The following is a 16,992-nucleotide window of genomic DNA, read 5'->3' on the forward strand; positions in this document are numbered from 1 at the left end:
GTAGAAATCAAAAGAGAGGAATGTTAAAAATACAACCTGCTTAATTAAACAAATTTTGTCGATTGTCGTTTAACCGTCACAATTTGTCGCTTTAAATCATTTTGTACCACTTGAACAATTTTAAATCGTTATCATATATAGGGTCTGTTGTTTATAACCAGTCACACTGCACGAGACTGATCAATCAACACCTAAATTTTCATTAATACATAATTGAGATGTTTTATGAGCCAAAGTCATATCCGTATTCGAGGCGCACGTACCCATAATTTAAAAAATGTGTCTCTCGATATTCCACGCGATAAATTTGTGGTAATTACGGGGTTATCAGGTTCAGGAAAATCTTCTCTTGCCTTCGATACCCTTTACGCCGAAGGACAACGCCGCTATGTCGAATCACTTTCGGCCTATGCCCGTCAGTTTTTATCGCAAATGGAAAAGCCTGAAGTAGACTCGATTGAAGGTTTATCTCCAGCGATTGCGATTGAGCAAAAATCTACCAGTCATAACCCACGTTCAACCGTGGGTACCATTACCGAAATTTATGACTATTTACGCTTGCTCTATGCGCGTGTCGGTACACCTTACTGTCCTGAACACGACTTGCCGATGGTTGCGCAAACTGTTTCTGAAATGGTCGATGCAGTAAAAACACTTGAAGAAGGCACAGCACTGATGTTGCTTGCCCCTGTAGTTCGTGAACGTAAAGGTGAATACAGCAACTTGTTCGAACAGCTACAAGGCCAAGGTTTTGTTCGTGCGCGTGTTGATGGCGAAATCATTGATATTGATACGCCACCTGAACTCGACAAAAAGAAAAAGCACACCATTGAAGTTGTAGTTGACCGTTTTAAAGTACGCGAAGATTTAGGTAACCGTATTGCCGAATCATTTGAAACTGCTTTACGTTTAGGTGGTGATATTGCTGTTTTGTCATGGATGAATGGCGAACACCCAGACCGCGTTTTTTCTGCAAAACACTCATGTCCTAAATGTGATCGAGCTGTAGCAGAACTTGAGCCTCGTTTATTTTCATTTAACAACCCGTTTGGTGCCTGCCCTGTTTGTGATGGTTTAGGTACACGCAGTCATTTTAGCTCTGAAAAGCTCATTCCAAATCCTGAGCTTGCGATTAGTGAAGGTGCAATTCGTGGTTGGGATCGTCAACGTCCATATTATTATTCGATGCTGCAAAAAGTTGCCGACCATTTTGGTTTCCAACTTGATACGCCTTGGAACCAGTTAGATAAAGATACTCAAAAGAAATTTTTACAAGGTACGGGCAAAGAAAAAGTCGATTTAAGTTATATCGATGAACGTGGCCGCAAACACACGCGCGTACAACCTTTTGAAGGAATTTTGCCGCACCTTGAACGTCGTTACCGTGAAACTGAAAGTAACTATGTACGAGACGATTTAGCCCAATATCTATCGAATGCCGCTTGCGATGCCTGCGACGGTTCACGTCTAAATGAAATTTCACGCAACGTTCGAGTCAAAGATAAGACCATTGCACAAATCACCAAGATGTCGATTGGTGATGCTGAAAACTATTATCAAGATCTCAATCTTGAAGGCGCTAAAGGTGAAATCGCCGATAAAATCTTTAAAGAGATTCGCGAGCGTTTACATTTCCTCGTCAGTGTCGGTTTAAATTATCTCAGCCTCGCTCGTTCGGCAGAAACCTTGTCCGGTGGTGAAGCTCAGCGTATTCGTCTCGCTTCGCAAATTGGTGCAGGTTTAATGGGTGTGATGTATGTACTCGATGAACCATCGATTGGCTTACATCAACGCGATAATGATCGCCTATTACAAACGCTGATTCGCTTACGTGATTTAGGTAATACGGTGTTAGTTGTTGAACACGATGAAGATGCAATTCGTGCAGCCGACCATATTATTGATATCGGTCCGGGAGCTGGCATACATGGTGGCGTGATTATTGCCGAAGGAACTTATGATGAATTGGCTAACCATGCTGACTCACTCACAGGTCAATACCTTTCGGGCAAACGCAAAATTGAGATACCAAAACAACGGACTCAATCACCACGTCCAGATGAATTCATCAAACTTTCAGGTGCAGCAGGCCATAACTTAAAAAATGTCGATTTAACTATTCCACTCGGCATTATGACTTGTGTGACTGGCGTTTCAGGTTCAGGAAAATCGACGCTGATTAACCGTACTTTGCTTCCATTGGCAGCTACACAACTCAATGGTGCAACGACATTAACAGCCGAGAAGTTTGATTCAATTGATGGTCTTCAACACCTAGATAAAGTCGTTGATATTGACCAAAGCCCGATTGGACGTACACCACGCTCTAATCCTGCAACGTATACAGGCTTATTTACGCCAATCCGTGAGTTATTTTCTCAAACGCCAGAGGCAAAAGCGCGTGGTTATAGTGCTGGTCGTTTCTCGTTTAACGTGAAAGGTGGCCGCTGTGAAGCCTGTGAAGGCGACGGCATGATTAAAGTTGCAATGCATTTTTTACCAGACATGTATGTGCCTTGCGATGCGTGTCATGGCAAACGTTATAACCGTGAAACGCTTGAAGTCGGCTATAAAGGCAAAAACATTTCTGATGTTTTAGAAATGACTGTTGAAGATGCTGCTGAATTCTTTAGTGCAATTCCAGTCATCCATCGCCGTTTAGAAACCTTAACTCAGGTGGGCTTAGGCTATATTCGTTTAGGTCAAGCTGCAACCACGCTCTCTGGTGGTGAAGCACAGCGTGTAAAACTCGCACGTGAGTTAGCTAAACGAGATACGGGTAAAACTTTATATATCTTGGATGAACCAACAACAGGTCTACATTTCCACGATATTGCTAAGTTACTCGACATTTTGCATGAGCTACGTAACAAGGGTAATACCATTGTGGTGATTGAACATAACCTTGATGTCATTAAAACAGCGGATTGGGTTGTCGACTTAGGTCCTGAAGGTGGTTCAGGCGGTGGCATGATCATTGCTGAAGGTACACCTGAACAAGTGGCCGAGGTTGAGATTTCCCACACTGGGCGCTTCTTAAAACCGATGCTTAAATAAAGTTTAATTAAATTAGGCTAGAAGGTTAAATGACCTCTAGCCTGATTATTATTCACCTAATTCTTCTTCTAAACTCTCTAAACGACCATAATTAAATTTATGTGCGGGAATAAAAATATAATCTAATTCTAAAATATTTATAAAAATTGTCCTATGATATCCCTCTGTAGGTAAATAGATAATTTCGTCTGCATCTTCTGGATCTATTTCAAGACAGGAAAAAGCCTCATACAACTTGCGATCCTCAAACATCGGCTCTCTTCTTATTTTTCCATTAGTAAATTGCCATTGAATTTCTGTTGCTCTGGCATACAATTTTTTTAATTGTTTAGATGCATCTCTTTTAACCTTTTCCCTATCTTCCTTCTTTATATGATCTTGTTCAATTAATGCATCTAACTCTTCTTCGGTTAAAAGTATTTTCTTTACATAGTTTTTTACTTTTTCTTCACTTATTAGATCTGTTACATACTCTAAACACTCAATATTCTCTATAACCAGCCATTCCTCATCTTCAATTCTATCCAATCCTAACCAATCTTTATATTTTTCAGGACCAAAAGTATCAAATGCTTCACTTGAGAGATAAACATCTTGTATTGAAGCTCGACGAATAAAGGCGATTCTATTATCTAGAGATTCAACAACTATAAAGTCGCCTTTACTATTCAATCGATAGTGTAGTCTAGATCTTTCAGCCTCAGTAATTGGGAATAAAAGCCCTTTTCCAGATCTGAAATGAAATGCTATTTCTCCAAAATATGTATTTTCATCACTAATCTCATCATGAATTCCTAAATTATCAAAAGGTCGAGGATTACCAAGTATTTCATCTACAGTTGAATTTAGAATTTTCGCTAATTTTGCTTGCTTACTCTTAGGAATAGAGGCAGCTCCAGATTCCCAACGTTGATAATTAGGTTGGCTGACTCCCATAGCTTTTGCAACTGCAGTTTGAGTCATCATGTTTGCTAGACGAACTTTTTTTAAAGCAGATAATTTCATTGTTAAAAGTTATACGTATAAATTATACAAAAAGTTATACCCCATTTAAAACCATGTCAACCCACTGAAAACAAATTCAAAAATTCAACTATAAAAATGGATAGAATATTTCATAAGATAAAATTAAAAGAAAACCAAATAATTAATTGAAAATATTATTAAAAAACAGAGTTTTGAATTCTAATGGTAAGGTAAGGAAATCTGCATACACAAATTAAGTTATATAAATTCTTTTATGAAATAGTAATAAGACCTTACCCCTCAACTGCATTCCGACCTCGGGCCTTAGCTCTTAATAGTGAACGATCAGCTTTCTCTAAAAGCTCTATCCAACTCGCCGCACCTATAGCAAACCCGATACTTACAGACACATGCAATTTTTCATCTGAACCAGATAAACAAATCTCTTCTAAGGAAATCGCAATCCGAATTTTCTCTGCTAAAAGACGGGCATCTACAAATTGCACCTGTTCTAATAATATTAAAAACTCATCTCCGCCATAACGAACAATTAAATCTGAACTTCGAATATTTTGCTTTAATTGCTCGGCGATACTGACAATGACATGGTCACCCACAATATGCCCATATTGATCATTCACCTGTTTAAAACGATCAATATCTATAATCATTAAACAGGTCTGCGTAAATTTTTGAGGGTAACTTTCAACAATTTTTAAATATTCAGATAAAGCTAGACGGTTGGACACACCAGTTAATGGATCTGTATTGGCAATATTCTTTAATTGAAATTCAAAAGCATCGCGCTGCTGCAACATACGCTGTAATCGATCAATCGCTTCAAAAAGGGAAAGAAATTCACCTTTTGTTGTCATATTCATCTCATCTGTCCAATGATTAGAACTACGCGATAAATCTAAAATTAAAGTCCTTGCTTTTATTAAAGGAGAAAATACCCTTCTTTGTGCATAATTAAGCGTAAGTAACGCTGTAGCTAAAGAAATTAAAGATATTAATAAAGTTAAAAGAAAACCATTTCGAGCAATTACATTTTCTTGAGTTGCAATCACGACACTTTCATCAAGAATATAACTTTGTAAATCAACCACAGTGGTAAATTTACCCACGATTGCTTCTGTCAATTGAGTGCCATTTAAATCATATGGCTCCCCTTTTTGGCTTTCTTCTAATAGGTTTTGTACAATCGGAATACCCTTATCTATAAATTCTGATTTCACTCGGGCATATAACCGACGGTATTCAGGGGTCTTTGCCTGTTCAGGTTGCAAGGTATCAACCAAAATCCATAAATATCTAGATTGATGCTGAGTTTGTAGAGAGCGTGCGCGATTATTACTTGGAATTTCTTCATTAAAGCTCACAGGAGCAATAATATTAGATGCCATCCGTCCCGCTTGATCACGCATGTCCGTCAGAACGATAATGAGTGTAAAGTAATTAGAAATACGGCTATCTTTACTTTTTAGCTGCAACATCAGTTTTTGCAGTATTTCCCTACAATTATCCCATGCTCCAAACATCCCTAAAATAGCATTATCCATTTGGACGGAAGTTCGTGCTCCATATGGAATTTCACCATAGTAGTCGACTACATGCCGAGCTTGTCTAAGATTTTCTTTGAAGTTGGTTTGCAGCTCATTTGCTAATGAAACATAACCTGCTTGTTGTAAGATAAGGATACTTGTATCAATTTGCGCATCAACAATTAAACGAAATTTTTTTAATTCTTGCTGATTCTTTAATAAATCATGAGGACTGCTCGACATCATTTTATTAGCTGGAGCACGCTCCTTAGAAATTTTATAGGCAATATCGGCTACAGCTCTTAAACTTTTTATTTCGGCTAAGGCTTGTCTAGTTTTTATATAATCCTGATAGCTTCCCACAATGAGGGGAATCGCCATGAATAATAAGGACAAAATAATAACCAGCATAAAAAAGAACAGTCGATTACTAATATGCTCTGAACGTAACCCTGACATTTCTAGCTGGTACTCCGTAAATGTCCTGCCATTTTTACTACGATATAAATTAGGCTTAAATTCATCCTAGCATTTTAATAACTAGAATTTCATCAATAAAACCTTCATTTCTCTTTTAATAATTATACGGCTTCTACATTTTAGTAAGCTTAAATAACTAGTATCGAAAAATTGAATGTTTTTTATAAAAAAACTCTATTTTACAGATGAAAGAAATTTAGTGATGATAGTAAAACATATTTAAATATCCTCTTGGATGCACTTCTCCCAGCATCCACTACCCAGCTTTAAGCTGGGTTCTTTTTGGCCTAATATTTTTTTAAATAAATTTCATGTAATTATTATTATAATTTTAAGATTTTCTTATAGATAAAAAAAAGCTCAACCTTGGGGAAAGCTGAGCTCGTAAAATCTGATGTGTTACGCACATCGTATCTGGGAAAGCACTTTAAACCCTAAAAACGTTAGGTAGTGAACTTTGCAATTGAATTATGTGACTTATCTCTACTTTTGTAAAGTCGATTAAATTAATCAGAATTCAAAATTTAATCGATTTTTCAACTTAAAATAGAGATTTCTTTTATTTTATTCACTTATATAATAATTAAAAATAGTTAAATTTTTTAGTTAAACTAATCGAAATATTGTTAACTATTCCTCAAAATATTACAAATTCGATAATAAATTGATGGTTTTTTATTCGCATTGTAAACAATATTATACTTTTGTTAATGTTAAAACCGATTAATATAATCTGTTTTTCCAATAATAATTGTAATAACTTTTAAACATTTATTTCTAAATTCCCTATGAAATATAATTATTAGCCTCTTGTAAATGTTCATTTTTTTATCAGGTTGACAATTTACTTTTCATTTGATTAGTTTTTCACCAATTTTAACATAAGTGTCAAATATCTTTAACATTCCTTTTTTTCATTATTGACTTCATAAATTGTTACAATACAATGACCCCAGCTTTATCTCTTGTTATTGCTGGAAATGATTATGAAAAAACTTGGTTTAGCCACTGCTGTATTATTAGCCATGACCGGTGCTCATGCTTATCAATTTGAAGTTCAAGGTCAATCTGAATATGTTGACACAACTGCAAACGATAAAAACTTCACTGGTGACGTTGCTGGTACATTCTATTTAAAAAATGTTGATACCGCTAAAGGTCCATTAGCTGAAGCAGCTTTCTTGAATCAAGCTTCTAGCGTATCTTTAGGTTATAGCTACCAGCAGTATGACCAAAACAATGGTTTAAACTACCACGTTGGTACATACGGCGTTAAAGGTGAGGCTTACGTTCCTACTCCTTACCTTCCTGTATATGCTAGTGCAACTTACAACCACACTGATGTTGATGGTAAAAACAACTTCTCTAAAGATGACAACGGTGACCGTTATGCATTAGAAGTTGGTGCTATGTTGTTACCTAACTTCTTGATGACTGTTGGTTATACAAGTGTTGCTAACCAATTCGCTTTAGACAACTTTGGCATCATCAGCAACGGTATCTACTCTGCTGTAAACCAAACTGCTGCGATCCAAAATGACCAAGATGCTATTACTGCACGTGCTAAATATGTAGGTCCAATCGATGGAACTAACATGGCAATTGGTTTTGAAGCTGCTGGTGCTTTCGGTGAAGAAAACCAATACGGTTTAAAAACTGACCTTTACTTAACTCCTAAGTTAAGTGTTGGCGCATCTTTCGTGGGTAACGATGGCGTAGCTGACATCAAAGGTAATGACCTTGGTGAATTCCGTCAAGCTTGGGGTGGTAACGTAAACTACTTCATTACTCCTGCTTTAGCAGTTGGTGCATCGTACATGAAAGCTGACGTTAAAAATGCGTCTACTAGCTACGATACACAAACTATCGGCTTAAATACTAAATTCCGTTTCTAATTTAATTTAGAAATCGAATTAAAAAAGGACTCAATTGAGTCCTTTTTTTACACCTAAATATCAGCTCCGCACAATATTTAAGAAATACAGATGACGTTCGTACTGATCAATAATGTCTTGAATTAAATCTTCTTGCGTCCAATCCATTACATCATAGTTCTGACCACCCTCTCTTAAGAAAACTTCAGCTTGGAAATATTGCCCATCTTCTGCTTCTATACGCCCCATAAGAAAACTTGGTGGCAATGTTTCACGTGAAACAACTTTATAAATAAAATTAATTTCATTGTGATGGTCTACCCTAAGCTGCATACCATCTTCAAGCTGAGTAATTGAAACTTCTAAATGACGGCGTTTCAATTCATGCTTAATATTTTCAAAAGCACGGCTTACCTGATTTTCAATATATTGCTTTACTTCGTCTTCACTATGAGGATAGTGCATGATTAATCCTAGACGCTGTTGCCAGCTTCGTGGATTATGAATAGCACGCGGTGTGATTCGTGCTTCTTGGATAGCAGTCATTTTAGTGACATCAAGATGCAATGCTTTGATTAATCCCCAACTCATTAACAGCATGACGACAGTAAATGGTAATGCACTCATAATGATTGAGGACTGAAGTGCAGCCAACCCACCCACCAATAATAAAATAATGGCGAGTACAGCCATAAGCACTGTCCAGAACAGACGTTGCCAAGTCGGTGAGTTTTCTGTTTTTGCAGTTAAATAGTCGGTGACTAATGCACCTGAGTCGGCCGAGGTCACAAAAAATAAAACTACTAAAACAGTTGCCAAGACATTCATTACCCCAGAGAAAGGTAAATGATTTAGAAATTCAAATAATGCGACTGATGAATCTTGTTGAACCGCCTGAATTAAGGTGGTTTGATGCTCATGGATAATGCTAAATAATGCAGCATTTCCTAAAAAGCCCATCCAAATAATGGTAAAGCCTGTTGGGATAAGCAAAACTCCAACAATAAATTCTCGAATGGTACGACCACGTGACACGCGGGCAATAAACATTCCCACAAATGGCGACCAAGAAATCCACCAAGCCCAATACAAGATCGTCCAGCCCCCAATCCATCCATTTGGCTGATAGGCATATAAATTGAACGTCATGGTAAAAAGGTTAGAGAGATATTGCCCAGTGTTTTGAATAGTGGTTTGAAGTAAATAAATGCTTGGGCCAGCAATAAAAATAAATACTAATAGAATTACAGCAAGAACTAAGTTTATTTCTGATAAACGTTTTACACCTTTATCCAGACCTAAAAATACGGATAAAGAGGCCAAAATACTCACAAAAATAATGAGTAGAACTTGAACATGAGTACTTTGCTCTACACCAAATAAATAATGCAAACCAGAATTGATCTGGGTTACCCCAAAACCAAGAGATGTCGCGACACCAAATACGGTTCCAATCGTTGCAAAAATATCAATGCTATCGCCCAATGGGCCATAAATCTTTTTTCCAATCAGAGGATAAAGTGCGGAACGGGTCTTCAAAGGTAAATTATGTCTATAGGCAAAATAAGCTAAAGCCAGTCCGACTACAGCGTAAATCGCCCACGCATGTAACCCCCAGTGGAAAAAGGTTACTCTTAGTGCTTGCTGTGCTGCATCAATCGTTTGAGCCTCACCACTTGGGGGGTTAACGTAATGCATGACGGGTTCAGCAACACCGAAGAACATCAAACCAATCCCCATCCCTGCTGTAAACAGCATGGCGAACCAGGACCCATTATTATAATCAGGCTGGCTATGATCAGGCCCTAATTTAATACGTCCAATCGATGAACAGGCGATATAAATCAATAAGATGAGAAAGAAAGCAACAGATAAAACATAAAACCAGCTAAATGAATCAGTGATCCATTGTTTTAATTGTTGCGTTAGAAGCTCAAAAGAACTCGGAGCAATCACCACTACTGCTAAAAACAAAGCAATAATAATGACCGTACCAAAAAATACGTTAGGATTAACGTTTGCGAACCAACCGGACTGTTTGGAAGGCATAAATCCTCCATGTTATTTTAATGACAAGTGACAGGCTTAAATGCCGATAAGATATTCATAGAATGAACAAAGCTAGGGCTTTCAATAGAGAAAGCCGATAACACTCTAAATAAACTTAAAGAATATTGCAGTTACAAAGGTGTAAATAAATTAAAACACCTCCTCCATTATTTATCTGAATTTTTTTTAGGGAGGTGGGTAATATATTGTAAAGCAATTAATCGAGTTACGATTAAAGCCAAATACATGACTCCACAGAACATTTGCAGCATGGCTAAAACGCGCGCTGGTGGGCTCAGAGGCATTAAGTCAGATAAACCTGTAGCCGATTGCAAGCTAAAGCTGAGAAATAATAGATCTAACCACGTCTGTAAATGGTGAACGTTATTTGGATTTTGAAAGCTAGACGGAAGAATAAGCTGACAAATGTTATATAAAAATGCAAAACCCCAAGCAATAAGCGTAAAAACCGCTGCTGCCGCAAACAACTCGTCTCTTGTTAAATACTGATCGGCAAACATATAACGAAATAAGCCATAAGCTGCTGAAAAGTAGGCTAGCGCTTCACAGCCATGTGCAAAAACCTGAACGTATAAATTGCCATAACCCAATAAAATAAATACCGAGGATATAATCGCCCCACTCACAAATGTTAACCCAAGAAAAGTAAACATTGGAGTTTGACGAATAACCTTGGCAATAATGAGTAAGGCCAGCACTCCTAAAGCCCATGTTAGGGTGCGGTAAAATACATCATGAAAAGTCAGCATAGCCAAAATGAGTAAGATAAATTGCACAAGCAGCAACCATGCGGAAGGTAGCAATCGAAAGCTCGCCCAGAACTCGATGATAGATCGCATTATTATTTTCCTTGTTTCATTATGCTTTTTGAGGTCTAGCAAATCATACTGTACACAAAACAAGGCAAACAAGTTGTTCTTTATTAATATCTAAGCCCTAAATTGAAAATTAAATAAGTATAAAAAAAGCCCCGTAGGGCTTTTTTTAAGGATTAACTAACAATTTGATCTTAGTGGTCTGATGCACCAGATGCCCCAATACCTGTCATTGAACGAACATATTGAGCATCGAAAGCAGCACGCTCTTTTTTAGCACGTGCAGAGTTATCGGTAACCGAGAACAACCAACAGCAAAGGAATGACAACGGCATAGCGAATAATGCAGGGCCATTGAATGGATTGATTGGTGTATCAGAGATTTTTAAAGTATCTACCCAAACTGCTTTAGACAGAATAATGAGTACTACTGCTGTTACAAGACCAACCACACCACCAATAACTGCGCCACGAGTCGTTAAACCTTTCCAGAACATTGAAAGAACAAGAACTGGGAAGTTTGCACAGCAAGCTACAGAGAATGCCAAGCCTACCATGAATGCCACGTTTTGCTTTTCAAATAAAATACCCAAAATCATGGCAAAAATAGCTAAACCAAGTGTCGCAATTTTTGACATGCGAAGCTCTGAAGCTGGGGTAGTTTGACCTTTTTTGAATACGTTAGCGTATAAGTCATGAGAGATTGCAGATGCACCTGAAAGTGTTAAACCAGCAACAACAGCAAGAATAGTTGCGAACGCTACTGCTGAAATGAAGCCCATGAATAAGTCACCGCCTAAAGCGTCACTTAAATGCACGGCTGCCATATTGTTACCACCAACAAGCTCAAGTTTGCCTGTCATTGCCATTTTTGCAACATCAAGGAATTGCGGATTATTTGATACGAAAAGGATCGCACCGAAACCAATAATGAAAGTTAAAAGGTAGAAGTAACCAATGAAACCTGTTGCAACCACAACCGATTTACGCGCTTCTTTTGCATCTTTTACAGTGAAGAAACGCATAAGGATGTGTGGAAGACCTGCTGTACCAAACATTAATGCCAAACCAAGAGACAAGGCATCAATCGGATTTGCGGCAAGTTTACCTGGCCCCATGATTTTTGCAGCATCGGTCAAGCTGATATCGTGTACTTTACTGAAAACTTCAATTGATTGGGTAAACATATTGCTGAAGCTGAAACCGACTGCTTTCATCACCATGAATGCCATGAAGGTTGCGCCACTGAGTAACATGACCGCTTTGATAATTTGTACCCATGTCGTTGCCAACATGCCACCAAAGATTACGTATGCCATCATCAATAGACCAACGATGACGACCGCAATGTTGTAGTTCAAACCAAACAGTAATTTGATGAGCTGACCCGCACCTACCATTTGAGCAATCAAATAGAATGCCACAACAACAAGTGAACTGATTGCAGCTAAAGTACGTACCGGTTTTTCTTCAAGACGGAATGAGACCACATCTGAAAGGTTATATTTACCAAGGTTACGTAAACGTTCTGCAACCAAGAATAAAACGATTGGCCAACCTACCATGAACCCAAGCGAGTAAAGTAAACCATCAAAGCCCGAACTAAACACAAGTGCAGAAATACCAAGGAAAGATGCAGCAGACATATAGTCACCCGCAATTGCCAGACCATTCTGGAAACCGCTGATGCCGCCACCTGCTGTATAGAAATCTTGTGTTGATTGAGTTTGCTTCGCAGCCCACTTCGTAATGAATAAAGTGAAACCAACAAAAATAACAAACATAATAATGGCATGCCAGTTGGTTGCTTGTTGTTCAGCTTCACCCAGATCTGGACTCGCCATAGCCACTGTTGAATATAGCGATGCTGCTGCTAATAAAGCTTTCGCCTTTAATGAATTCCATTTCATATTAGTGTAGTCCTTTCTCATGCGTGATGGCTTCAACTTCCTTCAACGCTTCTTCACTCAACTGGTCAAGGGTCCTATTTGCGATAAAAGAATACACGCCACATAGTAGGAAAGATAAAACGATAATTCCTAAACCTAGCGGGATTCCCCATGTCGTTACACCACCACTAAACGAACTCATTAAAAATTCTTTGTTGTAGCCTACAAGCAGCATAAAACCCACATAAAGAACTAACATGATGATTGTGAGCGTCCAACTTAATGTACTTTTTTTCTTGACCATCTTTTGAAACTTTGGATTGCGTAGAATCTGTTCTACTTGGTTCTGATCCATAACCAAACTCCTTGCCCTGTGCCCAGCCTTGGCCACTTTTTAATAGTAGTTTCTCAGGATTAAAGTTAGCAAAATTACGTGTAATTCGTAACTTAGACTTTGGTCGTTAAAATTTAATCAATTTATAGCTTTGTTTCTGCTTGGGGTATGATAGGCACAAGGTTTTAATCATGTGAGTCATATGAACAGCTGGCTGATTATTGGGGTACTCACCCTTTATATAGCACTCTTATTTGTTTGTGCTTTTTTTGGTGAAAAGCATGCCAGCCGTCTGAGTACACGTGGCCGCATGTTCTTGTTCAGCTTAACGCTCGGCGTTTACTGTTCATCATGGACATTTTATGGCGCAACTGGAGCAGCTGTTCGGGAAGGCGTCATTTTCTTGCCTATTTATTTAGGCCCTCTTTTATTTGTCTGGTTTGGCTATGACATTTGGCGACGTTTAGGTCGGGTACGTCAGCACCATGCCATTTCATCAATTGCCGACTTTGTTGCGGCACGTTATGGGAAAAGTGGGGTATTGGCATCACTGGTCACCATTTTGGCTGTAATCGCGATTATTCCCTATCTGGCCTTACAGTTACGTGCGATTGCATTAAGTACTTCTGTCATTATGGAACAGAATGCTCATATCCATACAACCACCAATAGTGTTTTGCTTTTAACTAGTGTACTGGCTATTTTGGCCATGATTTTTGGTACAAGACAAATTGCCAATACCGAGCAACATGGCGGCCTCATGTTGGCTGTCGCATTTGAATCTTTTGTAAAATTATTCGCCCTCATTTGCGTTGCTTTATTTTTTATTTTTGAAACGCCTGCGAACCTTGCACAAGTCACATCAGATGTGAACCAAACCTTTCAGGAAGTTCAACTATTTGGGGTGCCTGAAACATTCTGGATTCAAACCTTATTGGCAGGTTTAGCAATTATCTGTTTACCTCGCCAGTTTCATGTAGCAGTGGTCGAGCTACGTGATGAAAAGCATATTCGTGGTGCGCGTAAATGGTTTGCGGTTTATCTCATTTTAACGATTTTAGCCATTATTCCGATCGCAAGCTGGGCGTTGCATGCAGCACCGAAGTTCTTAACTGTACCCGATGTTGCCGTACTCTCATTGCCCCTGAGTTATAACCAAGAAGGGTTGGCTTTACTGGCTTTTTTAGGTGGATTCTCTGCATCAACAGGCATGTTACTGGTTTCGTCAGTTGCCCTATCTATTATGCTTAGTAACGACTTAATTATGCCTGCGCTTTGGCGTTTTAAAGTGCTCTCGCGTCACGATAAACATTTACCTAAAGTTCTTAAATTTAGCCGCCGCATTAGTATTGTTGCAGTGATGCTACTTGGCTTTTTATTCTTCCATTTCTTTAATGATATTAATCAGCTTTCAGTATTCGGCCTCTTGGCTTTTAGTGCTGTTGCTCAATTTGCCCCTGCGCTTATTGGTGGTTTGTACTGGCGTGGTGGAAGTCGTCAAGGTGTATATGCTGGCCTCATCATTGGATTTTTAATGTGGAGTTATACTTTACTGTGTCCAACGATTTTGCGTAGCTTACCCGAAAGCTATCAGGAAACTGCCCAAAGTATTTTGCTTTTTGGACCTTTAGGAATTAATGCATTACGCCCAGAGTCGCTTTTTGGTTTTGAATCATTTGCACCTTTAACCCACGGCGTTATTTGGTCACTTGGTTTAAATATTCTTTTATATATCTGGATTTCAAAAATTTATCGACCAAGCGTGGCTGAGCAAATTCAAGCAGAAAGCTTCTTCTATTATGAAACTAAACCCTTGCCATCGCCGCATACATCTACCGATTTAACCTATTTACCGCACGATGCCGCACGTTTAAAAGTAGGCGACCTATTCGCCCTTGCTAAAAGAATTACGGGTGAGCAACCCACAACACAGGCATTTGAAAACTTTTGTGAGCAAAATCATCTCACACTTAACCCAAATAGCATCGCCAACGGCATGTGGTGGCGGTTCACGGAGCAATATCTCGCGGGCATTATCGGAGCTGCTTCTGCACGTACTTTGCTCACGACAGCCATGATTAATAATGGTCTTGCATTAGGACAAGTCGCGAATATTTTAGACCAAGCCTCACAATGGCAACGTTTCAACCAAAACCTACTCATGACCATGATTGACCACATGACCCAAGGGGTGAGTGTGGTTGATAAAAATATGTGTTTAGTGGCTTGGAATAATCAATATTTAAAACTGTTTGGTTATCCAAAAGATTTAGTCTATGTGGGTTGTCCAATTGCCGACCTGATTCGTTATAACGCTGAACGCGGCGAATGCGGCCCCGGTTCAGTCGAAGAACATGTTCGTAAACGCTTGCACTGGATGAAAGTCGGAAGCGCACATGAATTTGAACGAATCCGTAAAGACGGACGCGTTATTCAAATGCGTGGTAACCCTATTTCAGGTGGAGGCTTTGTGACAACATTTGCCGACATTACTCCTTTCCGTACAAATGAGGCAATACTCGAAGCCCGCGTAAAAGACCGAACTCAACAACTTGCTGGTGCTTTAACCGAACAACAGCTGGCACGTGAACAAGCTGATATGGCCAATATGTCTAAAAGCCGATTTATTGCTGCGGCAAGTCATGACTTATTACAGCCTATGCATGCTGCTCGTCTCTTTAGTACGGTTCTTGAACAAAGCATTGCGACTGAAGAAGACCGTCAAACTTTGCAACAACTTGACCGTGCGCTGTATGGTGCAGAAAGTATGCTCTCTGCCCTACTCGATATTGCCCGTTTAGAAGGCGGTAGCATTCAGCCAAAAAGACAGCCTTATCCTTTGCATGATTTGCTCAGTGATCTTGAACTACAGTTTAAATCGATTGCTGCTCAGCGAAATATTTCACTCAAAGTTCACGATGTATCGTTCTGGATTGACACAGATCCACAGTGGATTCGACGTATTATTCAAAACTTTGTGAGTAATGCTTTGCGCTATACAGCCAAAGGGCGAGTGATTGTCGGCGTTCTACGCTCGGCACAAAAGTCGGGTCATATTCGTATTGGCGTGTGGGATACAGGCCCCGGAATTGCCGAAGAACAACGCATTAAACTGTTTCAAGAGTTTGAACGTTGTGGACATTTATCGCCTTGGGGTGAACAAGGTCTAGGCTTAGGACTTGCTATTGTGCAGCGTATGACAAGCTTGTTGAATTACCCTGTTCATGTCTATTCGCAGCTCGATAAAGGCTCTTGCTTTATGATTGAAGTTCCAGTCGTAGAAGCGCCAAAATTGATTACCCCAACTGTACAAGCTGTACCGTTAAAAACTAAGGCCTATCGAATTTTGTGTTTAGACAATGATGAAACTATTTTAGAGGGAATGAGTAGTTTACTAGGTCGATGGGGCTATCAAGTGTTTAAAGCCACTGAACCAGAACAAGCGCTTGAAATTATTCAAAAAGAGAATATTCAGGTCTGGCTTATCGATCAGCATTTAAATAACAACCAACTCGGCGTCGATTTTATTTTGCAAAATCGTCAGCATGATGTTCCGGTTGCTTTAATTACAGCGGACTCTCATCCAGAGTTACCTCAGCAATTGAAAGAACTGAACATTGTTTTACTCAAAAAACCGCTTAAACCAGCCTCATTAAGAGCTTGGTTATCGGGACTTAAAATTGCCAGCGCGGCAGATTAAACATTTTATCTCCCAGCCTTTTTATAGGTTTGGGAGAGATTTTTGGCAAAAGTTATAGGTTTAATTTAAGCCAATAGGCAGAACTGCTCAAAAAGTCTACTTTTGTTCATTAAATAATTGGCCAAACTTTCCAACAGCCCTTTTTCTATGGCAAAGCCCATCTTTTTTGTAAGTGAACACTTGTATACTTAGTTACAATTTAATAAATATCTGTTTTTTATAATTATTATCCATTAAAAACCACTATATACGACTTTAGTCGT

9 protein-coding genes are annotated in these 16,992 nt (G+C 38.9%); 3 read left to right on the top strand and 6 right to left on the bottom strand.

The genetic code is table 11. From position 1 onward, the window contains the following. The first annotated feature begins 225 nt into the window (after positions 1–225). Positions 226–3,057, top strand: coding sequence for an excinuclease ABC subunit UvrA (gene uvrA / locus FY048_RS09035; protein WP_446090901.1), 2,832 nt, complete (start codon positions 226–228; stop codon positions 3,055–3,057). A gap of 48 nt (positions 3,058–3,105) precedes the next feature. Here the strand turns inward: uvrA and FY048_RS09040 are convergent, their stop codons facing one another. Further along, positions 3,106–4,062 carry a helix-turn-helix domain-containing protein gene (locus tag FY048_RS09040; RefSeq protein ID WP_446090902.1) on the bottom strand — a complete coding sequence of 319 codons (957 nt, stop codon included), beginning with the start codon at positions 4,060–4,062 and terminating at the stop codon, positions 3,106–3,108. 254 nt (positions 4,063–4,316) lie between these two features. Then, positions 4,317–6,026, bottom strand: a complete 1,710-nt coding sequence (locus tag FY048_RS09045) for a GGDEF domain-containing protein (RefSeq protein WP_446090903.1) — start codon at positions 6,024–6,026, stop codon at positions 4,317–4,319. A gap of 1,007 nt (positions 6,027–7,033) precedes the next feature. On the opposite strand from FY048_RS09045, the gene omp33-36 reads away from it, so the two are divergent. Continuing rightward, the gene (omp33-36, locus tag FY048_RS09050) at positions 7,034–7,942 is read left to right on the top strand and encodes a porin Omp33-36 (protein WP_005038066.1); all 909 of its coding nucleotides are present in this window, start codon (positions 7,034–7,036) and stop codon (positions 7,940–7,942) included. A gap of 60 nt (positions 7,943–8,002) precedes the next feature. Here the strand turns inward: omp33-36 and FY048_RS09055 are convergent, their stop codons facing one another. The 4 genes from FY048_RS09055 to FY048_RS09070 all read right to left on the bottom strand — a co-directional run bounded on the left by FY048_RS09055 (position 8,003) and on the right by FY048_RS09070 (position 13,050). Continuing rightward, the gene (locus FY048_RS09055) at positions 8,003–9,970 is read right to left on the bottom strand and encodes a BCCT family transporter (protein ID WP_446090904.1); all 1,968 of its coding nucleotides are present in this window, start codon (positions 9,968–9,970) and stop codon (positions 8,003–8,005) included. A 167-nt stretch (positions 9,971–10,137) separates the two neighbouring features. Further along, positions 10,138–10,830 (bottom strand): ion channel, encoded by a 693-nt coding sequence (locus FY048_RS09060; protein WP_003654029.1) that lies wholly within the window; start codon positions 10,828–10,830, stop codon positions 10,138–10,140. Between the two features lie 170 nt (positions 10,831–11,000). Further along, positions 11,001–12,716 (bottom strand): cation acetate symporter, encoded by a 1,716-nt coding sequence (locus tag FY048_RS09065; protein WP_446090905.1) that lies wholly within the window; start codon positions 12,714–12,716, stop codon positions 11,001–11,003. Between the two features lies 1 nt (position 12,717). Next, a complete protein-coding gene (locus tag FY048_RS09070) occupies positions 12,718–13,050 on the bottom strand; it encodes a DUF485 domain-containing protein (protein ID WP_446090906.1) in 333 nt (110 codons plus the stop codon). Between the two features lie 181 nt (positions 13,051–13,231). Between FY048_RS09070 and FY048_RS09075 the strand changes: the two genes are divergently transcribed. Beyond that, complete coding sequence (locus FY048_RS09075) at positions 13,232–16,729, top strand: hybrid sensor histidine kinase/response regulator (RefSeq protein WP_446090907.1); 3,498 nt, start codon at positions 13,232–13,234, stop codon at positions 16,727–16,729. The last annotated feature ends 263 nt before the right edge of the window (positions 16,730–16,992 follow it).

The organism is Acinetobacter sp. 1124_18A, from assembly GCF_052824995.1.

Coding starts and splice junctions, on each gene's coding strand:
- FY048_RS09070 (WP_446090906.1), bottom strand. CDS start 13,050: ATGGATCAGAACCAAGTAGAACAGATTCTACGCAATCCAAAGTTTCAA.
- FY048_RS09055 (WP_446090904.1), bottom strand. CDS start 9,970: ATGCCTTCCAAACAGTCCGGTTGGTTCGCAAACGTTAATCCTAACGTA.
- FY048_RS09065 (WP_446090905.1), bottom strand. CDS start 12,716: ATGAAATGGAATTCATTAAAGGCGAAAGCTTTATTAGCAGCAGCATCG.
- FY048_RS09045 (WP_446090903.1), bottom strand. CDS start 6,026: ATGTCAGGGTTACGTTCAGAGCATATTAGTAATCGACTGTTCTTTTTT.
- uvrA (WP_446090901.1), top strand. CDS start 226: ATGAGCCAAAGTCATATCCGTATTCGAGGCGCACGTACCCATAATTTA.
- omp33-36 (WP_005038066.1), top strand. CDS start 7,034: ATGAAAAAACTTGGTTTAGCCACTGCTGTATTATTAGCCATGACCGGT.
- FY048_RS09060 (WP_003654029.1), bottom strand. CDS start 10,830: ATGCGATCTATCATCGAGTTCTGGGCGAGCTTTCGATTGCTACCTTCC.
- FY048_RS09075 (WP_446090907.1), top strand. CDS start 13,232: ATGAACAGCTGGCTGATTATTGGGGTACTCACCCTTTATATAGCACTC.
- FY048_RS09040 (WP_446090902.1), bottom strand. CDS start 4,062: ATGAAATTATCTGCTTTAAAAAAAGTTCGTCTAGCAAACATGATGACT.